The sequence below is a fragment of the Streptomyces sp. NBC_00461 genome (assembly GCF_036013935.1).
Classification (GTDB): Bacteria; Actinomycetota; Actinomycetes; order Streptomycetales; family Streptomycetaceae; genus Streptomyces.
In genome coordinates, this window is record NZ_CP107902.1 from 5978732 (window position 1) to 5996464 (window position 17733).

At 66.4% G+C, this 17733-nt stretch carries 27 protein-coding genes; 26 read left to right on the forward strand and 1 reads right to left on the reverse strand.

Features of this window, described 5'->3' with window-relative positions; translation table 11 throughout:
• Positions 1–188 precede the first annotated feature (188 nt).
• The 6 genes from OG870_RS28105 to OG870_RS28130 all read left to right on the forward strand — a co-directional run bounded on the left by OG870_RS28105 (position 189) and on the right by OG870_RS28130 (position 6945).
• The gene (locus OG870_RS28105) at positions 189–734 is read left to right on the forward strand and encodes a DUF1707 and DUF4190 domain-containing protein (protein WP_327691674.1); all 546 of its coding nucleotides are present in this window, start codon (positions 189–191) and stop codon (positions 732–734) included.
• A gap of 413 nt (positions 735–1147) precedes the next feature.
• On the forward strand, positions 1148–1519 hold the full coding sequence (gene rpsL / locus OG870_RS28110) for a 30S ribosomal protein S12 (protein WP_003948652.1): 372 nt from the start codon (positions 1148–1150) through the stop codon (positions 1517–1519).
• 3 nt (positions 1520–1522) lie between these two features.
• The gene (rpsG, locus tag OG870_RS28115) at positions 1523–1993 is read left to right on the forward strand and encodes a 30S ribosomal protein S7 (RefSeq protein ID WP_005481264.1); all 471 of its coding nucleotides are present in this window, start codon (positions 1523–1525) and stop codon (positions 1991–1993) included.
• A gap of 39 nt (positions 1994–2032) precedes the next feature.
• A complete protein-coding gene (gene fusA, locus OG870_RS28120) occupies positions 2033–4162 on the forward strand; it encodes an elongation factor G (protein ID WP_266519649.1) in 2130 nt (709 codons plus the stop codon).
• A gap of 170 nt (positions 4163–4332) precedes the next feature.
• On the forward strand, positions 4333–5526 hold the full coding sequence (tuf, locus tag OG870_RS28125; protein WP_266519651.1) for an elongation factor Tu: 1194 nt from the start codon (positions 4333–4335) through the stop codon (positions 5524–5526).
• A 273-nt stretch (positions 5527–5799) separates the two neighbouring features.
• Positions 5800–6945 (forward strand): acyltransferase family protein, encoded by a 1146-nt coding sequence (locus tag OG870_RS28130; RefSeq protein ID WP_405626856.1) that lies wholly within the window; start codon positions 5800–5802, stop codon positions 6943–6945.
• 38 nt (positions 6946–6983) lie between these two features.
• Here OG870_RS28130 and OG870_RS28135 read toward each other — a convergent pair whose 3' ends face one another.
• A complete protein-coding gene (locus OG870_RS28135) occupies positions 6984–7793 on the reverse strand; it encodes a S41 family peptidase (protein ID WP_266589395.1) in 810 nt (269 codons plus the stop codon).
• 582 nt (positions 7794–8375) lie between these two features.
• Between OG870_RS28135 and rpsJ the strand changes: the two genes are divergently transcribed.
• The 20 genes from rpsJ to rpmD all read left to right on the forward strand — a co-directional run bounded on the left by rpsJ (position 8376) and on the right by rpmD (position 17731).
• Positions 8376–8684, forward strand: coding sequence for a 30S ribosomal protein S10 (gene rpsJ / locus OG870_RS28140; protein WP_003948644.1), 309 nt, complete (start codon positions 8376–8378; stop codon positions 8682–8684).
• 17 nt (positions 8685–8701) lie between these two features.
• Positions 8702–9346: a 50S ribosomal protein L3 gene (gene rplC, locus OG870_RS28145; protein ID WP_030619125.1), complete on the forward strand. Its 645-nt coding sequence runs from the start codon at positions 8702–8704 to the stop codon at positions 9344–9346.
• Positions 9347–9353: 7 nt separating this feature from the next.
• The gene (rplD, locus tag OG870_RS28150) at positions 9354–10010 is read left to right on the forward strand and encodes a 50S ribosomal protein L4 (RefSeq protein WP_266519660.1); all 657 of its coding nucleotides are present in this window, start codon (positions 9354–9356) and stop codon (positions 10008–10010) included.
• The gene (gene rplW / locus OG870_RS28155; RefSeq protein WP_266519662.1) at positions 10010–10429 is read left to right on the forward strand and encodes a 50S ribosomal protein L23; all 420 of its coding nucleotides are present in this window, start codon (positions 10010–10012) and stop codon (positions 10427–10429) included. Before rplD ends, rplW begins: the two co-directional genes overlap by 1 nt.
• A gap of 40 nt (positions 10430–10469) precedes the next feature.
• Complete coding sequence (gene rplB / locus OG870_RS28160) at positions 10470–11306, forward strand: 50S ribosomal protein L2 (RefSeq protein WP_019980874.1); 837 nt, start codon at positions 10470–10472, stop codon at positions 11304–11306.
• 12 nt (positions 11307–11318) lie between these two features.
• The gene (gene rpsS / locus OG870_RS28165; protein WP_266519667.1) at positions 11319–11600 is read left to right on the forward strand and encodes a 30S ribosomal protein S19; all 282 of its coding nucleotides are present in this window, start codon (positions 11319–11321) and stop codon (positions 11598–11600) included.
• A gap of 44 nt (positions 11601–11644) precedes the next feature.
• Positions 11645–11992, forward strand: coding sequence for a 50S ribosomal protein L22 (gene rplV, locus OG870_RS28170; protein WP_030619142.1), 348 nt, complete (start codon positions 11645–11647; stop codon positions 11990–11992).
• On the forward strand, positions 11992–12828 hold the full coding sequence (gene rpsC, locus OG870_RS28175) for a 30S ribosomal protein S3 (RefSeq protein ID WP_266519670.1): 837 nt from the start codon (positions 11992–11994) through the stop codon (positions 12826–12828). Before rplV ends, rpsC begins: the two co-directional genes overlap by 1 nt.
• Before the next feature lie 5 nt (positions 12829–12833).
• Positions 12834–13253, forward strand: coding sequence for a 50S ribosomal protein L16 (gene rplP, locus OG870_RS28180; protein WP_009327094.1), 420 nt, complete (start codon positions 12834–12836; stop codon positions 13251–13253).
• Positions 13253–13477: a 50S ribosomal protein L29 gene (gene rpmC / locus OG870_RS28185; protein WP_030831683.1), complete on the forward strand. Its 225-nt coding sequence runs from the start codon at positions 13253–13255 to the stop codon at positions 13475–13477. Before rplP ends, rpmC begins: the two co-directional genes overlap by 1 nt.
• On the forward strand, positions 13477–13764 hold the full coding sequence (gene rpsQ / locus OG870_RS28190) for a 30S ribosomal protein S17 (RefSeq protein WP_266519676.1): 288 nt from the start codon (positions 13477–13479) through the stop codon (positions 13762–13764). Before rpmC ends, rpsQ begins: the two co-directional genes overlap by 1 nt.
• A 133-nt stretch (positions 13765–13897) precedes the next feature.
• Positions 13898–14266 (forward strand): 50S ribosomal protein L14, encoded by a 369-nt coding sequence (gene rplN / locus OG870_RS28195; RefSeq protein ID WP_003998823.1) that lies wholly within the window; start codon positions 13898–13900, stop codon positions 14264–14266.
• A gap of 2 nt (positions 14267–14268) precedes the next feature.
• Positions 14269–14592: a 50S ribosomal protein L24 gene (rplX, locus tag OG870_RS28200; protein ID WP_266519679.1), complete on the forward strand. Its 324-nt coding sequence runs from the start codon at positions 14269–14271 to the stop codon at positions 14590–14592.
• Positions 14592–15149: a 50S ribosomal protein L5 gene (gene rplE / locus OG870_RS28205; protein ID WP_007494758.1), complete on the forward strand. Its 558-nt coding sequence runs from the start codon at positions 14592–14594 to the stop codon at positions 15147–15149. Before rplX ends, rplE begins: the two co-directional genes overlap by 1 nt.
• 5 nt (positions 15150–15154) lie before the next feature.
• Entirely contained in the window at positions 15155–15340 is a 186-nt protein-coding gene (locus tag OG870_RS28210; protein WP_003948630.1) for a type Z 30S ribosomal protein S14, read from the forward strand.
• Between the two features lie 212 nt (positions 15341–15552).
• Positions 15553–15951 (forward strand): 30S ribosomal protein S8, encoded by a 399-nt coding sequence (gene rpsH, locus OG870_RS28215; RefSeq protein ID WP_014674378.1) that lies wholly within the window; start codon positions 15553–15555, stop codon positions 15949–15951.
• 24 nt (positions 15952–15975) lie between these two features.
• On the forward strand, positions 15976–16515 hold the full coding sequence (rplF, locus tag OG870_RS28220) for a 50S ribosomal protein L6 (protein ID WP_190073611.1): 540 nt from the start codon (positions 15976–15978) through the stop codon (positions 16513–16515).
• A 3-nt stretch (positions 16516–16518) separates the two neighbouring features.
• The gene (rplR, locus tag OG870_RS28225) at positions 16519–16902 is read left to right on the forward strand and encodes a 50S ribosomal protein L18 (RefSeq protein ID WP_266519684.1); all 384 of its coding nucleotides are present in this window, start codon (positions 16519–16521) and stop codon (positions 16900–16902) included.
• Between the two features lie 38 nt (positions 16903–16940).
• Positions 16941–17549, forward strand: a complete 609-nt coding sequence (rpsE, locus tag OG870_RS28230) for a 30S ribosomal protein S5 (RefSeq protein ID WP_005481208.1) — start codon at positions 16941–16943, stop codon at positions 17547–17549.
• Entirely contained in the window at positions 17549–17731 is a 183-nt protein-coding gene (gene rpmD, locus OG870_RS28235) for a 50S ribosomal protein L30 (protein ID WP_005481207.1), read from the forward strand. Before rpsE ends, rpmD begins: the two co-directional genes overlap by 1 nt.
• The last annotated feature ends 2 nt before the right edge of the window (positions 17732–17733 follow it).

Here is a 17733-nt window from a genome sequence, read left to right on the forward strand (position 1 = left end):
CTGAAAGCGCAAGACCGCCTGACGGGAAAGAGCGCGAACCGGCCAACGACGCGAAATGATCTACGGCAGGTGCGGACAGGGCGCGGAACGGGGGTGACCGCCGGCCCACACCGCCCCCGACGCCCTCTGTGCCGGAAATGCCGGTCCGGCGCATCATGGAAGGACTCGGGGGTTCGGGGAGGTGCTCCGTGTCGGATCCGACGCCATGGCAGCCGTGGCAGTCAGGCAAGGGTGTCCCGCAATCGTGGCAGGGGCAGACCGCCCCCTCCATGCTCGCCTCGCACGCGGACCGCGAGCGTGCCGTGGACGTGCTCAGAGCGGGGTACGGGGAGGGGCGGATGGAGCACCCCGAGTTCGAGAAGCGGGTCGCGCAGGCCTATGCGGCTCGTACCGTCGGGGAGCTGGCCCTGCTGGTGGCCGATCTGCCGCACGGGCCCGTACCGCAGCCGGGGCCCGTCGCGGCCGTTCCCCAGACCTTCATGGCCGTGCCGCGGCGGCAGACCAACGCCAAGGCGATCGGGGCCGCGGTGTGCGGGCTGCTGTGTCTGCCGACCATGGGGCTCACCGGGATTCCGGCGGTCATCCTGGGGCACGCGGCGCGCAACGAGATGGAGCGGACCGGGGAGGCCGGTGACGGGCTCGCGCTGACCGGGCTGGTGCTCGGCTGGCTGTCGACGGCCGTCTGGGCGCTCGTGCTCACGCTGCTGATCGCGGTGGCCCTCGCCTCCGGATGACATCGACGATGATCCTGTGCGGCCTCAACCCGCATGGCATGCATGTGGGGAAAATGTGTTGCAGTCGTGATTAATGCGGTCAGATGCGGGTATTAACGGTGTTCGTCGCCGTCGCTTCGGTGGGGTCGGGAAGATCGTCGGCCGGATACTGCTTCGGCGTGGTTTGCGCAGGCCCGTGGGCGCGGCCCAGTTGTTTTGACCGCAGCGAATGAGGTAGGTACGCTCAGACCTTGTGCCTGGGGTGTGCCCTGGCTCTCGTGCGTGCCTTCAACCGCATAGCGAGCCGTCACTGGTCACCGTAATCTGTGCTCTTTTGCCTCGCGGCGGGAGTCCGCCGATTCGACACACCCGACCGCGTGGGTCGGCGACGTTCCAGGTTAGCTTCACATCGGCACACAGAAACCGGAGAAGTAGTGCCTACGATCCAGCAGCTGGTCCGTAAGGGCCGGCAGGACAAGGTCGAGAAGAACAAGACGCCCGCACTCGAGGGTTCCCCTCAGCGTCGTGGCGTCTGCACGCGTGTGTTCACGACCACCCCGAAGAAGCCGAACTCGGCCCTGCGTAAGGTCGCGCGTGTGCGTCTGACCAGCGGGATCGAGGTCACCGCTTACATTCCGGGTGAGGGACACAACCTGCAGGAGCACTCCATCGTGCTCGTGCGTGGCGGTCGTGTGAAGGACCTGCCCGGTGTTCGCTACAAGATCATCCGCGGTTCGCTCGACACCCAGGGTGTCAAGAACCGCAAGCAGGCCCGCAGCCGCTACGGCGCCAAGAAGGAGAAGTAGAAAATGCCTCGTAAGGGCCCCGCCCCGAAGCGCCCGGTCATCATCGACCCGGTCTACGGTTCTCCTCTTGTCACCTCCCTGATCAACAAGGTGCTGCTGAACGGCAAGCGCTCCACCGCCGAGCGCATCGTGTACGGCGCCATGGAGGGCCTGCGCGAGAAGACCAGCAACGACCCGGTCATCACGCTGAAGCGCGCGCTGGAGAACATCAAGCCGACCCTTGAGGTCAAGTCCCGCCGTGTCGGTGGTGCGACGTACCAGGTTCCGATCGAGGTCAAGCCCGGTCGCGCCAACACGCTCGCGCTGCGCTGGCTGGTCGGTTACTCCCGCGCCCGTCGCGAGAAGACCATGACCGAGCGTCTGCTCAACGAGCTTCTCGACGCTTCGAACGGCCTCGGTGCGGCCGTCAAGAAGCGCGAGGACACCCACAAGATGGCCGAGTCCAACAAGGCCTTCGCGCACTACCGCTGGTAGTCGCTACCCCCATCGAGACCGAGAGAAGACCGAAGCCTTATGGCTACCACTTCACTTGACCTGGCCAGGGTCCGCAACATCGGGATCATGGCCCACATCGACGCGGGCAAGACGACCACCACCGAGCGGATCCTCTTCTACACCGGCGTCAGCTACAAGATCGGTGAAGTCCACGACGGCGCTGCCACCATGGACTGGATGGAGCAGGAGCAGGAGCGTGGCATCACGATCACCTCTGCTGCCACCACCTGTCACTGGCCGCTCGAGGACGACGACTACACGATCAACATCATCGACACCCCTGGGCACGTCGACTTCACGGTCGAGGTGGAGCGTTCGCTCCGCGTGCTCGACGGTGCCGTCACGGTGTTCGACGGTGTCGCCGGTGTGGAGCCGCAGTCCGAGACGGTGTGGCGTCAGGCCGACCGTTACGGCGTGCCGCGCATCTGCTTCGTGAACAAGCTGGACCGTACCGGCGCCGAGTTCCACCGCTGCGTGGACATGATCTCGGACCGCCTGGGTGCCGTGCCGCTCATCATGCAACTGCCGATCGGCGCCGAGATGGACTTCAAGGGCGTTGTGGACCTGGTCCGCATGAAGGCGCTCGTGTGGTCCGCCGAGGCCGCCAAGGGCGAGATGTACGACGTCGTCGACATCCCGGCCACGCACGCCGAGGCCGCCGAGGAGTACCGCGGCAAGCTGGTCGAGGCCGTCGCGGAGAACGACGACGAGATCATGGAGCTGTTCCTGGAGGGCCAGGAGCCCACCGAGGAGCAGCTGTACGCCGCGATCCGTCGCATCACCATCGCGTCCGGCAAGTCCGACGGCGTCACCGTCACCCCGGTGTTCTGCGGCACCGCGTTCAAGAACAAGGGCGTCCAGCCCCTGCTCGACGCGGTCGTGCGCTACCTGCCGACCCCGCTCGACGTCGAGGCCATCGAGGGCCACGACGTCAAGGACCCCGAGGTCGTCGTCAAGCGCAAGCCGTCCGTGGACGAGCCGCTGTCCGCGCTCGCGTTCAAGATCATGAGCGACCCGCACCTGGGTAAGCTCACCTTCGTCCGGGTCTACTCGGGCCGCCTGGAGACTGGCACCGCGGTGCTGAACTCCGTCAAGGGCAAGAAGGAGCGCATCGGCAAGATCTACCGTATGCACGCGAACAAGCGTGAGGAGATCGAGGCGGTGGGCGCCGGCGACATCGTCGCCGTGATGGGCCTGAAGCAGACCACCACCGGTGAGACGCTGTGCGACGACAAGCAGCCGGTCATCCTGGAGTCCATGGACTTCCCGGCGCCGGTCATCCAGGTCGCGATCGAGCCCAAGTCCAAGGGTGACCAGGAGAAGCTGGGTGTCGCCATCCAGCGTCTCGCGGAGGAGGACCCCTCCTTCCACGTCCACTCGGACGAGGAGACGGGCCAGACCATCCTCGGCGGTATGGGCGAGCTGCACCTTGAGGTGCTGGTCGACCGTATGAAGCGCGAGTTCCGCGTCGAGGCCAACGTCGGTAAGCCGCAGGTCGCGTACCGTGAGACGATCCGTAAGGCCGTCGAGCGCGTGGACTACACCCACAAGAAGCAGACCGGTGGTACCGGTCAGTTCGCCAAGGTGCAGATCGCGATCGAGCCCATCACCGAGGCCGACGGTCCGGCGTACGAGTTCGTCAACAAGGTCACCGGTGGCCGCATCCCGCGGGAGTACATCCCGTCGGTGGACGCCGGTGCGCAGGAGGCCATGCAGTTCGGCATCCTCGCGGGCTACGAGATGACCGGCGTCCGCGTGACGCTGATCGACGGTGGCTACCACGAGGTCGACTCCTCCGAGCTGGCCTTCAAGATCGCCGGTTCGCAGGCCTTCAAGGAGGCCGCGCGCAAGGCCAGCCCCGTGCTGCTCGAGCCGATGATGGCCGTCGAGGTCACCACGCCCGAGGACTACATGGGTGAGGTCATCGGCGACATCAACTCCCGCCGTGGCCAGATCCAGGCCATGGAGGAGCGGGCGGGTGCCCGCGTCGTGAAGGGCCTCGTGCCCCTCTCGGAGATGTTCGGTTACGTCGGCGACCTGCGCAGCAAGACGTCCGGCCGGGCCAGCTACTCCATGCAGTTCGACTCCTACGCCGAGGTTCCCCGGAACGTCGCCGAGGAGATCATCGCGAAGGCCAAGGGCGAGTAACGCACCGCGTTCAACGCACCGCGTTCACACGCCTTAGGCTTGACTCCGGAGCCTCGCGGGGCATTCCGCCGCAACAGCGGAGGAATGCCCCGGGGATCCGGGCCATCCAGCAAAGATCACCTGGCGCCGATGAGTAAGGCGTACCAGAACCACTCCACAGGAGGACCCCAGTGGCGAAGGCGAAGTTCGAGCGGACTAAGCCGCACGTCAACATCGGCACCATCGGTCACATCGACCACGGTAAGACGACCCTCACGGCCGCCATTACCAAGGTGCTGCACGACGCGTACCCGGACCTGAACGAGGCCTCGGCCTTCGACCAGATCGACAAGGCTCCCGAAGAGCGCCAGCGCGGTATCACCATCTCCATCGCGCACGTCGAGTACCAGACGGAGACGCGTCACTACGCCCACGTCGACTGCCCCGGTCACGCGGACTACATCAAGAACATGATCACGGGTGCGGCGCAGATGGACGGCGCCATCCTCGTTGTCGCCGCCACCGACGGCCCGATGCCGCAGACCAAGGAGCACGTGCTCCTGGCCCGCCAGGTCGGCGTTCCGTACATCGTCGTCGCCCTGAACAAGGCCGACATGGTGGACGACGAGGAGATCCTGGAGCTCGTCGAGCTCGAGGTCCGTGAGCTGCTCTCCGAGTACGAGTTCCCGGGCGACGACCTGCCGGTCGTCAAGGTCTCGGCGCTCAAGGCGCTCGAGGGTGACGCCGAGTGGGGCAAGACCGTCCTCGAGCTGATGAAGGCCGTCGACGAGAACATCCCGCAGCCCGAGCGTGACGTCGACAAGCCGTTCCTGATGCCGATCGAGGACGTCTTCACGATCACCGGTCGTGGCACGGTCGTCACCGGTCGTATCGAGCGTGGTGTCCTCAAGGTCAACGAGACCGTCGACATCGTCGGCATCAAGACCGAGAAGACCACCACCACGGTCACCGGCATCGAGATGTTCCGCAAGCTGCTCGACGAGGGCCAGGCCGGTGAGAACGTCGGTCTGCTGCTCCGCGGCATCAAGCGCGAGGACGTCGAGCGCGGCCAGGTCATCATCAAGCCCGGCTCGGTCACCCCGCACACCTCGTTCGAGGCGCAGGCGTACATCCTGTCCAAGGACGAGGGCGGCCGTCACACGCCGTTCTTCAACAACTACCGTCCGCAGTTCTACTTCCGTACCACGGACGTGACCGGCGTCGTGACCCTCCCCGAGGGCACCGAGATGGTCATGCCGGGCGACAACACTGAGATGACCGTTGAGCTCATCCAGCCCGTCGCCATGGAAGAGGGCCTGAAGTTCGCCATCCGTGAGGGTGGCCGGACGGTCGGCGCCGGCCAGGTCACCAAGATCAACAAGTAGTCTTGTCGATCTGACCTGGTAGCTCCAGCGCGAGTTCCAGAAGGGGCCCGTACGACTTCGGTCGTGCGGGCCCTTTCGCTTGTCCCGCGCGGAACGGGGCGGACGTTTGCGGTGAAGTCTCGGCAAACCTTGCGGGACGGGTCGCGGGACTCGCCGTAGAGACTTGGGGCATTCGCCCCGGCGCTGCCCTGAATGTCCCCCTCTGTCATGTGTGGAGCGGTCGCGACGCCCTAGCGTGAAGGGCCGGAGCAGGCAGACAGGGGATGGTTCTTGGTGTCCACGTTGCTCGACCGGCCGACGCAGGAACCGCGGACCGTGGAGGTCCGCCGTCCGCCGGCTCCGCTCCCGCACCGTGAACGCCCGCGGCTGTACGCCGTCGACGGCCTCCGCCTCGTCGCCGCGCTGATGGTCGCCGTGCACCACTACGTCGGCAGCCGGCGCGTCGACCAGCCGCACAACGCCGTCTGGGGCCGGCCGGCCTCCGAGATCATGCCGACGGTGTTCCACTTCGCCACCTACGGCTGGATCGGCGTCGAGGTCTTCTTCGTGATCAGCGGCTTCGTCATCTGCATGTCCTGCTGGGGGCGCACCCCGCGGCAGTTCTTCGTCTCCCGGGTGATCCGGCTCTACCCGGCGTACTGGTTCGCCATCGCCTTCACCACGGCCGTCGTGCTCGCGGTGCCGGGTGTCTGGGGCCGGCTGAAGCTGCGCGACGTACTCCTCAACCTCACCATGCTGCAGTCGGGTTCGGGCGTGGCGAGCGTCGACGGCGTCTACTGGACGCTCTGGTCGGAGCTGCGCTTCTACCTGCTCTTCATGATCGTGGTGGCCACCGGGCTGACGTACCGCAAGGTCGTGATCTTCTGCTGCGTGTGGGGTGCGGCCGCGATGTTGGCCCCCGTGGCGAAGTTCCACCTCCTGACGCTGGCGGCCAACCCGGACGGAGCCTGGTTCTTCATCGCGGGCCTCGCCCTCTACCTGATGCACCGCTTCGGGCAGGACCTGCTGCTGTGGGGCATCCTCGCGATGGCGTGGCTGATGGGGCAGCGGCAGCTGGGGATCAGGATCGACGACTTCGAGCACGTCTCCGGGTGGCGGGGGAGTGCGGCGCTCTTCACCGTGTTCCTGCTCGCCCTGGTCGCGATCGCCCTCGGCGCGACCGACCGCATCCGCTGGAAGTGGCTGGTCACCGCCGGCAGTCTGACGTATCCGCTGTACCTGATCCACTACGTGGCCGGAACGGCGCTGATCAACCGGCTCCGCGACACCATGGACGCCCGGCTCCTGGTCGTCCTCGTGATCGCCGGCTTCCTGGTCCTGAGCCGCCTGGTGCACCGCCTCGTGGAGCGGCCCGCGGCACGACAGCTGAAGCGGGGGCTGGACACGTCGTTCGCGCGGCTGCGGAACGCCGGCGCGTAGCGCTCCGCCAGGAGTGCCGCGGGGTGTCGTCGGTCGTTCTACGGCATCGTCGTGGCCGGTCGCGTCGCAGTTCCGCGCGCCCTTTTGGGACGCTGCAGTTCGCTCACCGCCCGGTCGAACGCCGAGTCGCGGTTCTTGGCGAACTCCTCCTTGGTGAAGACCGGTTCGGTGAGATGGGGTGGGATGCCCGTGCCGTCGAAGGTGCGGCCGGTGCGGGTCAGGAACTCCTCGTTGGGCAGCCAGGCGGTCATCCCGTCCGGGAGCTTTCGCGCCATGACGTCCGAGAAGACACCCTGGGTGGGCCGGCCGATGCGCACCGTCCCGCCCGGCCGGTCCATCAGGGCCTGCGTGAACGTCTCACCCGCGCTCACCGTCGAACCGCCGGTCAGGACGGCGATCGGGCCGGTGCAGCGGGGCGCATGGGCGGGGGTGACGGGTACCGGTTCGGGCCGGGTGTGCCGGTTCGGGTCGACGGGGTCGTTGCGGGCGCGCTTGGCGTACGCGACGTAGGGCGTGTCGGTGAGGCGCCCGGCGATGTGGACGCCGAGGGCGTCGGAGCCACCGCCGTTGACGCGCAGGTCGATGATGAGGCCCGGCAGGCGGGTCAGCACGACGCCGTCCGCCGTGTACGTCCCCGGACCCGTCTGCCGCGCCGAGTCGCCCTTCACGCAGCTCACCGCGGTGGTCTGGTACTCCTGGTAGACCCCGTGGCCGAGGGCGAGGACGGTGCCGTAGCCGTCCATCCGCCACAGGCCGTCGGTGCCGGGTTCGCCGGTCTCGGCGACGGCGGCCGGTGCGGCTCCCGCCGTCAGGGTCAGGACTACGGCGGTGGCCGTGACGATGCGCACGATCGGTTCCTCCGGTGGATGCGGGGCTGTTCCACCACCGTGGTCGACGCGGCTCCCCCCGGACCATCCGGCGAGCAGGTGTGATCGTGGTGGGGGAAGCCCCAGCGGGCCGGGAGCCCGTTACGGCATCAGCTGCGGGGAGGTGTGGCGACCGTTCTCCGGGTGGCTGTGTTTGACGTACGTCACCCTGGGGGTATTGTCTCCGGCTCGATTGGCCAGGCCCCTGCCCCATATGGCAGACTGTCGGAGTTGCTCGGTCGAGTGTTGATGCTGTGCGCCTCCCGCCGGGAGGACCGGAAGCGAGTCCCACAGTACTCGTCGCCCTAACTGCCGTAAGGCAGCGCTGGGGCGGACGTACGGGAATCTTCCGGGAAGTGTCAGTGCGGCACCGGCCAGGCACCCGGTGGGCTTCTCCGCCCTCGGCTTGCGGTTCCGGAAGGGCCGTGCTTTCCCAGTAGGGATGTTCGAACAAGGGACATCTGTGTCGGTGAGAGCGCGACACACCCGACCGCGTGGGTCGGAGAGAAGTAAACGGAACACCGGGTTCCGGAGCGTACGAAGAGACAGGACTACTGAGTAGCCATGGCGGGACAGAAGATCCGCATCCGGCTCAAGGCCTACGACCACGAGGTCATCGATTCCTCGGCGAAGAAGATCGTCGAAACGGTGACGCGTACTGGTGCGTCGGTCGCGGGCCCGGTGCCGCTGCCCACTGAAAAGAACGTGTACTGCGTCATCAAGTCGCCGCACAAGTACAAGGACTCGCGCGAGCACTTCGAGATGCGCACGCACAAGCGCCTGATCGACATTCTCGACCCGACGCCCAAGACCGTTGACTCTCTGATGCGACTCGACCTCCCGGCCGGTGTCGACATCGAGATCAAGCTCTGAAGGCCGGTGATCTGAGAATGGCTAAGCAGATCAAGGGCATCCTGGGCGAGAAGCTCGGCATGACGCAGGTGTGGGACGAGAACAACCGTGTTGTTCCGGTCACCGTCGTCAAGGCCGGCCCCAACGTCGTGACCCAGGTCCGTACGAACGACAGTGACGGCTACGAGTCGGTCCAGATCGCCTTCGGCGAGATCGACCCGCGCAAGGTGAACAAGCCCCTCAAGGGCCACTTCGCCAAGGCCGACGTCACGCCCCGCCGCCACCTCGTCGAGATCCGCACCGCGGACGCCTCCGAGTACACGCTGGGCCAGGAGATCTCCGCCGAGGTCTTCGAGGCCGGCGTCAAGGTGGACGTGACCGGCAAGAGCAAGGGCAAGGGCTTCGCCGGTGTCATGAAGCGTCACAACTTCAAGGGCCTCGGCGCCGGACACGGCACCCAGCGCAAGCACCGCTCGCCCGGTTCCATCGGTGGCTGCGCCACCCCGGGCCGCGTGTTCAAGGGCCTCCGCATGGCGGGTCGCATGGGCAACGAGCGGGTCACCACCCAGAACCTGACCGTCCACGCCGTTGACGCGGAGAAGGGTCTGCTGCTCATCAAGGGCGCTGTCCCCGGTCCGAACGGCGGCCTCGTCCTGGTCCGCACCGCGGCCAAGGGGGCCTGAGGTACCGATGAGCACTGTTGACATCCTTTCGCCTGCCGGCGAGAAGACCGGTAGCGTCGAGCTCCCCGCGGAGATCTTCGGCGTGGAGAAGATCAGCATCCCGCTGATCCACCAGGTCGTCGTCGCGCAGAACGCCGCTGCCCGCCAGGGCACGCACAAGACCAAGCGTCGCGGCGAGGTCCGTGGTGGCGGCAAGAAGCCGTACCGCCAGAAGGGCACCGGCCGCGCCCGTCAGGGCTCGACCCGTGCGCCGCAGTTCGCCGGCGGTGGCGTCGTCCACGGTCCGCAGCCGCGTGACTACTCGCAGCGGACCCCGAAGAAGATGAAGGCCGCGGCCCTGCGCCACGCCCTCACCGACCGGGCCCGCCACAACCGCATCCACGTCGTCTCCGGCGTCATCGAGGGTGAGAACCCGTCGACGAAGGCCGCCCGGACGCTGTTCGGCAAGATCTCGGAGCGCAAGAACCTGCTCCTGGTCGTCGACCGCGCCGACGAGGCCGCGTGGCTGTCCGCCCGTAACCTGCCCCAGGTCCACATCCTGGAGCCGGGCCAGCTGAACACGTACGACGTTCTCGTCTCGGACGACGTGGTCTTCACCCAGGCCGCTTTCGAGTCCTTCGTGTCTGGCCCCAAGGCCGCTGACACCGAAGGGAGCGAAGCCTGATGGCTACGCGTCACCCGAGCATTGCCTCCAAGGCTGCGAAGGCCGCCAAGGCCGCGCGCGTCGCCAAGGCGCGTCGCCACGAGGCCGAGGGCAAGAACACCGTCGAGACGCCGATCAGCAAGTCGTTCACGGACCCCCGTGACGTGCTGCTGAAGCCGGTCGTCTCCGAGAAGAGCTACGCGCTCCTCGACGAGAACAAGTACACGTTCATCGTCGCCCCGAGTGCCAACAAGACCCAGATCAAGCAGGCCGTCCAGGCGGTCTTCTCGGTCAAGGTCACCGGGGTCAACACGATCAACCGCATCGGCAAGCGCAAGCGGACCCGCACCGGCTTCGGCCAGCGTGCGGCCACCAAGCGCGCGATCGTGACCCTCGCCGAGGGCGACCGTATCGACATCTTCGGCGGTCCGACCGCCTAAGGGCGGTCCGGATCGTCCGATATCGGACGAGGACTGAGAAATGGGAATCCGCAAGTACAAGCCGACTACGCCGGGCCGTCGTGGCTCCAGCGTCGCCGACTTCGTCGAGGTCACGCGGTCCACGCCGGAGAAGTCGCTGGTCCGCCCCCTGCACAGCAAGGGCGGCCGTAACAACGCCGGTCGTGTGACCGTTCGCCACCAGGGTGGCGGACACAAGCGCGCCTACCGAGTGATCGACTTCCGTCGTCACGACAAGGACGGCGTGCCGGCGAAGGTCGCGCACATCGAGTACGACCCCAACCGCACCGCGCGCATCGCGCTGCTGCACTACGCGGACGGCGAGAAGCGCTACATCCTCGCCCCGCGCAACCTGCAGCAGGGTGACCGCGTCGAGAACGGTCCCGGGGCCGACATCAAGCCGGGCAACAACCTGGCGATCCGCAACATCCCGGTCGGTACCACGATCCACGCGATCGAGCTCCGTCCCGGTGGCGGCGCCAAGTTCGCCCGCTCCGCCGGTGCCTCCGTGCAGCTGCTCGCGAAGGAGGGCTCGATGGCCCACCTCCGCATGCCGTCCGGTGAGATCCGCCTGGTCGACCAGCGCTGCCGCGCCACGGTCGGCGAGGTCGGCAACGCCGAGCAGAGCAACATCAACTGGGGCAAGGCCGGCCGCAAGCGCTGGCTGGGCGTCCGCCCGACCGTTCGCGGTGTGGCGATGAACCCGGTTGACCACCCCCACGGTGGTGGTGAGGGCAAGACCTCCGGTGGTCGCCACCCGGTCAGCCCCTGGGGTCAGAAGGAGGGTCGTACTCGTTCGCCGAAGAAGGCTTCGAACAAGTACATCGTCCGCCGCCGCAAGACGAACAAGAAGCGCTAGGAGCGGGTTTAGATGCCGCGCAGTCTCAAGAAGGGGCCCTTCGTCGACGACCACCTCGTAAAGAAGGTGGACGCCCAGAACGAAGCCGGTTCCAAGAACGTCATCAAGACCTGGTCCCGTCGCTCGATGATCGTCCCGGCCATGCTCGGCCACACGATCGCGGTGCACAACGGCAAGACCCACATCCCGGTGTTCGTCACCGAGGCGATGGTCGGCCACAAGCTCGGCGAGTTCTCGCCGACGCGCACCTTCCGGGGTCACGTCAAGGACGACCGGAAGTCGAAGCGCCGCTAAACGCGGATCGCATTCAGACACGTAAGTAACTGAGAGGGACAACCATGGAAGCCAGGGCCCAGGCGCGGTACATCCGCGTTACGCCCATGAAGGCCCGCCGCGTGGTGGACCTTATCCGTGGCATGGACGCCACGGAGGCTCAGGCTGTTCTGCGATTCGCTCCGCAGGCAGCCTCAGTGCCCGTCGGCAAGGTGCTCGACAGCGCCATCGCCAACGCCGCGCACAACTACGACCACACCGACGCCGACAGCCTCGTCATCTCCGAGGCGTACGTCGACGAGGGTCCGACCCTGAAGCGGTTCCGTCCGCGCGCCCAGGGCCGTGCCTACCGGATCCGCAAGCGGACCAGCCACATCACCGTGGTCGTCAGCAGCAAGGAAGGAACCCGGTAATGGGCCAGAAGGTTAACCCGCATGGGTTCCGGCTCGGTGTCACCACGGACTTCAAGTCCCGGTGGTACGCCGACAAGCTGTACAAGGACTACGTCAAGGAAGACGTCGCCATCCGTCGGATGATGACGTCCGGCATGGAGCGCGCCGGCATCTCGAAGGTGGAGATCGAGCGCACCCGTGACCGCGTGCGTGTGGACATCCACACCGCTCGTCCGGGCATCGTCATCGGCCGCCGTGGCGCCGAGGCCGACCGCATCCGCGGTGACCTCGAGAAGCTCACGGGCAAGCAGGTCCAGCTGAACATCCTCGAGGTCAAGAGCCCCGAGACGGACGCTCAGCTGGTTGCTCAGGCCGTCGCCGAGCAGCTCTCCTCCCGCGTCTCCTTCCGTCGCGCCATGCGTAAGAGCATGCAGGGCACGATGAAGGCCGGCGCCAAGGGCATCAAGATCCAGTGCGGCGGCCGCCTCGGTGGCGCCGAGATGTCCCGCTCGGAGTTCTACCGCGAGGGCCGTGTGCCCCTGCACACGCTCCGCGCGAACGTGGACTACGGCTTCTTCGAGGCCAAGACGACCTTCGGCCGCATCGGCGTGAAGGTCTGGATCTACAAGGGCGACGTCAAGAACATCGCCGAGGTCCGCGCCGAGAACGCTGCTGCCCGCGCCGGCAACCGCCCGGCCCGTGGTGGCGGCGGCGCCGACCGCCCGGCCCGTGGTGGCCGTGGTGGCGAGCGCGGCGGTCGCGGTCGTAAGCCGCAGCAGGCTCCCGCTGCCGAGGCCCCCAAGGCCGAGGCTCCGGCGGCTGCCGCTCCGGCTGAGAGCACCGGAACGGAGGCCTGACCGACATGCTGATCCCCCGTAGGGTCAAGCACCGCAAGCAGCACCACCCGAAGCGCTCCGGCGCTGCCAAGGGCGGCACGCAGGTTGCGTTCGGCGAGTACGGCATCCAGGCGCTCACCCCGGCCTATGTGACGAACCGCCAGATCGAGGCCGCTCGTATTGCCATGACGCGTCACATCAAGCGTGGTGGCAAGGTCTGGATCAACATCTACCCGGACCGTCCCCTCACCAAGAAGCCTGCCGAGACCCGCATGGGTTCCGGTAAGGGTTCGCCGGAGTGGTGGATCGCCAACGTCAAGCCCGGACGCGTGATGTTCGAGCTGTCGTACCCCAACGAAAAGATTGCGCGTGAAGCTCTGACTCGTGCGGCCCACAAGCTGCCGATGAAGTGCCGGATCGTCAAGCGCGAGGCAGGTGAAGCGTGATGTCGGCCGGTACCAAGGCGTCCGAGCTGCGCGAGCTGGGTGACGAGGAGCTTCTTGCGAAGCTTCGCGAAGCCAAGGAAGAACTGTTCAACCTCCGCTTCCAGGCGGCGACCGGACAGCTCGAGAACCATGGCCGTCTCAAGGCGGTCCGCAAGGACATCGCGCGGATCTACACCCTGATGCGCGAGCGTGAGCTGGGCATCGAAACGGTGGAGAACGCCTGATGAGCGAGAACAACGTGACTGAAGAGACGACCGAGGCGCGCGGCGCACGCAAGACCCGTGAGGGTCTCGTCGTCAGCGACAAGATGGACAAGACCGTCGTCGTCGCTGTCGAGGACCGCGTCAAGCACGCGCTGTACGGCAAGGTCATCCGCCGTACGAACAAGCTCAAGGCGCACGACGAGCAGAACGCCGCGGGTGTCGGCGACCGTGTCCTCCTCGCGGAGACCCGGCCGCTGTCCGCGACGAAGCGCTGGCGCGTCGTCGAGATCCTCGAGAAGGCCAAGTAGCAGGTAATTCCCGCAAGGGAGTTCCCAAAAGCAGGCCTGCGGGGCAGTTGCCTCGCAGGACAGTTCCGCCAGGCTCGGCAGGGGTTCGTAAAGGGACCCCTGCCGGGAACCGGCAGACAAACAGGAGATAGACGTGATCCAGCAGGAGTCGCGACTGCGTGTCGCCGACAACACTGGTGCGAAGGAAATCCTTTGCATCCGTGTGCTCGGTGGCTCCGGTCGCCGCTACGCGGGCATCGGTGACGTCATCGTCGCCACCGTCAAGGACGCGATCCCCGGTGGCAACGTGAAGAAGGGTGACGTCGTCAAGGCGGTCATCGTTCGCACCGTCAAGGAGCGCCGCCGTCCGGACGGCTCGTACATCCGCTTCGACGAGAACGCCGCCGTCATTCTGAAGAACGACGGTGACCCTCGCGGCACCCGCATCTTCGGCCCGGTCGGGCGTGAGCTGCGCGAGAAGAAGTTCATGAAGATCATCTCGCTGGCTCCGGAGGTGCTGTAAGCATGAAGATCAAGAAGGGCGACCTGGTTCAGGTCATCACCGGTAAGGACAAGGGCAAGCAGGGCAAGGTCATCGCGGCCTTCCCCCGCGAGGACCGCGTCCTGGTCGAGGGTGTCAACCGGGTCAAGAAGCACACCAAGGCCGGCCCGACCGCCAGCGGTTCGCAGGCCGGCGGCATCGTCACGACCGAGGCGCCGATCCACGTCTCCAACGTCCAGCTGGTCGTTGAGAAGGACGGCAACAAGGTCGTCACGCGTGTCGGTTACCGCTTCGACGACGAGGGCAACAAGGTTCGCGTTGCCAAGCGGACGGGTGAGGACATCTGATGGCTACCACCACCACTCCGCGTCTCAAGACGAAGTACCGCGAGGAGATCGCGGGCAAGCTGCGTGACGAGTTCAAGTACGAGAACGTCATGCAGATCCCAGGCCTCGTCAAGATCGTGGTCAACATGGGTGTGGGCGACGCCGCCCGCGACTCCAAGCTGATCGAGGGCGCCATCCGCGACCTCACCACGATCACCGGTCAGAAGCCGGCCGTCACCAAGGCCCGCAAGTCCATCGCGCAGTTCAAGCTGCGTGAGGGTCAGCCGATCGGTGCCCACGTCACGCTTCGTGGCGACCGCATGTGGGAGTTCCTGGACCGCACCCTGTCGCTCGCGCTGCCGCGCATCCGCGACTTCCGTGGTCTGTCCCCCAAGCAGTTCGACGGCCGTGGCAACTACACCTTCGGTCTCACGGAGCAGGTCATGTTCCACGAGATCGACCAGGACAAGATCGACCGCGTCCGGGGTATGGACATCACCGTGGTGACCACGGCGACCAACGACGCTGAGGGCCGTGCGCTCCTTCGTCACCTCGGCTTCCCCTTCAAGGAGGCGTGAGCGAGATGGCGAAGAAGGCTCTGATCGCAAAGGCTGCTCGCAAGCCCAAGTTCGGCGTGCGTGGTTACACGCGCTGCCAGCGCTGCGGCCGTCCCCACTCCGTGTACCGCAAGTTCGGCCTGTGCCGCGTGTGCCTTCGTGAGATGGCTCACCGTGGCGAGCTGCCGGGCGTGACCAAGAGCTCCTGGTAATCCCCCTTTTAGGGATTCCAAGGGCTCTCGGTAAGCAATGGGCGTGTCAGGCACCCTCCTCTCCATGGCTTAGGCTTGGAGGGTTGGGCGCCTGACGGTCGCCCGTACGACTTACTACGCCGTAGGTCCACCGCACCGCACCCGCCTCGTCTCGGTTCGAGGAGAGGGATGGGCACCTGGAAACCCCGGCGAGAGAGGCCGAAGGCCAATTCATGACCATGACTGATCCGATCGCAGACATGCTTACGCGTCTGCGGAACGCGAACTCGGCGTACCACGACTCGGTGTCGATGCCGCACTCCAAGATCAAGTCTCACATCGCGGAGATCCTCCAGCAGGAGGGCTTCATCACGGGCTGGAAGGTCGAGGACGCCGAGGTCGGCAAGAACCTCGTCCTCGAGCTGAAGTTCGGCCCGAACCGTGAGCGCTCCATCGCGGGCATCAAGCGGATCTCCAAGCCCGGTCTCCGGGTGTACGCGAAGTCCACCAACCTGCCCAAGGTCCTCGGTGGCCTCGGCGTGGCGATCATCTCCACGTCGCACGGTCTCCTGACCGACAAGCAGGCCGGCAAGAAGGGCGTAGGCGGAGAAGTCCTCGCCTACGTCTGGTAGCGGAAGGGAACGGAGGAAACAGCTATGTCGCGTATTGGCAAGCTCCCCATCACGGTTCCCGCCGGCGTGGACGTCACCATCGACGGCCGTACGGTGTCGGTCAAGGGCCCCAAGGGCACGCTGACCCACACTGTTGCCGCGCCGATCGACATCGCCAAGGGTGAGGACGGCGTTCTCAACGTCACCCGCCCCAACGACGAGCGTCAGAACAAGGCCCTGCACGGCCTGTCCCGCACGCTGGTGGCGAACATGATCACCGGCGTGACCCAGGGTTACGTGAAGAAGCTCGAGATCAGCGGTGTCGGTTACCGCGTTGCGGCCAAGGGCTCGAACCTCGAGTTCGCGCTCGGCTACAGCCACTCGATCACCGTCGAGGCGCCCGAGGGCATCTCGTTCAAGGTCGAGAACCCGACGCACTTCTCGGTCGAGGGCATCGACAAGCAGAAGGTCGGCGAGGTTGCGGCCAACATCCGCAAGCTGCGCAAGCCTGACCCGTACAAGGCCAAGGGCGTCAAGTACGAGGGCGAAGTCATCCGCCGCAAGGTCGGAAAGGCGGGTAAGTAAGCCATGGCATACGGACAGAAGATCCTCAAGGGCGACGCCTACAAGCGCGCCGCGATCAAGCGCCGCCACATCCGGATCCGTAAGCACATCAACGGTACGGCGGAGCGTCCGCGTCTGGTCGTTACCCGCTCGAACCGCCACATCGTGGCCCAGGTCATCGACGACATCAAGGGTCACACCCTTGCGTCGGCGTCGACCCTGGACACCTCGATCCGCGGTGGCGAGGGCGACAAGTCCGCGCAGGCCAAGTCGGTCGGTGCCCTGGTCGCTGAGCGCGCCAAGGCCGCCGGCGTCGAGGCTGTCGTATTCGACCGTGGTGGCAACCAGTACGCCGGGCGCATCGCCGCCCTGGCGGACGCCGCCCGCGAAGCCGGACTCAAGTTCTGAGTCGCTTCCGTAGCTAGCGGAAAGAGAGAGGTAATCCAATGGCTGGACCCCAGCGCCGTGGAAGCGGTGCCGGTGGCGGCGAGCGGCGGGACCGGAAGGGCCGTGACGGCGGCGCTGCTGCCGCCGAGAAGACCGCGTACGTTGAGCGCGTCGTCGCGATCAACCGCGTCGCCAAGGTTGTGAAGGGTGGTCGTCGCTTCAGCTTCACCGCGCTGGTCGTGGTGGGCGATGGTGACGGCACCGTGGGTGTCGGTTACGGCAAGGCCAAGGAGGTGCCGGCCGCCATCGCCAAGGGTGTTGAGGAGGCCAAGAAGCACTTCTTCAAGGTCCCCCGTATCCAGGGCACCATCCCGCACCCGATCACGGGTGAGAAGGCTGCCGGCGTCGTGCTGCTCAAGCCCGCGTCCCCCGGTACCGGCGTTATCGCCGGTGGCCCGGTGCGTGCCGTGCTCGAGTGCGCCGGCGTGCACGACATCCTGTCGAAGTCGCTCGGTTCGTCGAACGCGATCAACATCGTGCACGCGACCGTGGCGGCCCTCAAGGGCCTGCAGCGTCCCGAGGAGATCGCGGCTCGCCGTGGTCTGCCGCTTGAGGACGTCGCTCCCGCGGCTCTGCTGCGGGCGCGTGCCGGGGCTGGTGCTGCGTAATGGCTCAGCTCAAGATCACGCAGACGAAGTCGTACATCGGCAGCAAGCAGAACCACCGTGACACCCTGCGTTCCCTTGGTCTCAAGGGCATCAACACGCAGGTCGTCAAGGAGGACCGCCCCGAGTTCCGCGGCATGGTGCACACCGTCCGCCACCTCGTGACGGTCGAGGAGGTCGACTGATC

Excerpts from the sequence above, each read along its gene's own strand:
- OG870_RS28210 (WP_003948630.1), top strand. The coding sequence starts at position 15,155 with ATGGCGAAGAAGGCTCTGATCGCAAAGGCTGCTCGCAAGCCCAAGTTC.
- rplC (WP_030619125.1), top strand. The coding sequence starts at position 8,702 with ATGGCTAAGCAGATCAAGGGCATCCTGGGCGAGAAGCTCGGCATGACG.
- rpsG (WP_005481264.1), top strand. The coding sequence starts at position 1,523 with ATGCCTCGTAAGGGCCCCGCCCCGAAGCGCCCGGTCATCATCGACCCG.
- rpsE (WP_005481208.1), top strand. The coding sequence starts at position 16,941 with ATGGCTGGACCCCAGCGCCGTGGAAGCGGTGCCGGTGGCGGCGAGCGG.
- rplR (WP_266519684.1), top strand. The coding sequence starts at position 16,519 with ATGGCATACGGACAGAAGATCCTCAAGGGCGACGCCTACAAGCGCGCC.
- rplE (WP_007494758.1), top strand. The coding sequence starts at position 14,592 with ATGGCTACCACCACCACTCCGCGTCTCAAGACGAAGTACCGCGAGGAG.
- rplF (WP_190073611.1), top strand. The coding sequence starts at position 15,976 with ATGTCGCGTATTGGCAAGCTCCCCATCACGGTTCCCGCCGGCGTGGAC.
- rpsJ (WP_003948644.1), top strand. The coding sequence starts at position 8,376 with ATGGCGGGACAGAAGATCCGCATCCGGCTCAAGGCCTACGACCACGAG.
- rplB (WP_019980874.1), top strand. The coding sequence starts at position 10,470 with ATGGGAATCCGCAAGTACAAGCCGACTACGCCGGGCCGTCGTGGCTCC.
- rpsQ (WP_266519676.1), top strand. The coding sequence starts at position 13,477 with ATGAGCGAGAACAACGTGACTGAAGAGACGACCGAGGCGCGCGGCGCA.
- rplP (WP_009327094.1), top strand. The coding sequence starts at position 12,834 with ATGCTGATCCCCCGTAGGGTCAAGCACCGCAAGCAGCACCACCCGAAG.
- rplX (WP_266519679.1), top strand. The coding sequence starts at position 14,269 with ATGAAGATCAAGAAGGGCGACCTGGTTCAGGTCATCACCGGTAAGGAC.
- rpsC (WP_266519670.1), top strand. The coding sequence starts at position 11,992 with ATGGGCCAGAAGGTTAACCCGCATGGGTTCCGGCTCGGTGTCACCACG.
- rpmC (WP_030831683.1), top strand. The coding sequence starts at position 13,253 with ATGTCGGCCGGTACCAAGGCGTCCGAGCTGCGCGAGCTGGGTGACGAG.
- rpsS (WP_266519667.1), top strand. The coding sequence starts at position 11,319 with ATGCCGCGCAGTCTCAAGAAGGGGCCCTTCGTCGACGACCACCTCGTA.
- rplD (WP_266519660.1), top strand. The coding sequence starts at position 9,354 with ATGAGCACTGTTGACATCCTTTCGCCTGCCGGCGAGAAGACCGGTAGC.
- rpsH (WP_014674378.1), top strand. The coding sequence starts at position 15,553 with ATGACCATGACTGATCCGATCGCAGACATGCTTACGCGTCTGCGGAAC.
- rpmD (WP_005481207.1), top strand. The coding sequence starts at position 17,549 with ATGGCTCAGCTCAAGATCACGCAGACGAAGTCGTACATCGGCAGCAAG.
- rplV (WP_030619142.1), top strand. The coding sequence starts at position 11,645 with ATGGAAGCCAGGGCCCAGGCGCGGTACATCCGCGTTACGCCCATGAAG.
- fusA (WP_266519649.1), top strand. The coding sequence starts at position 2,033 with ATGGCTACCACTTCACTTGACCTGGCCAGGGTCCGCAACATCGGGATC.
- rplW (WP_266519662.1), top strand. The coding sequence starts at position 10,010 with ATGGCTACGCGTCACCCGAGCATTGCCTCCAAGGCTGCGAAGGCCGCC.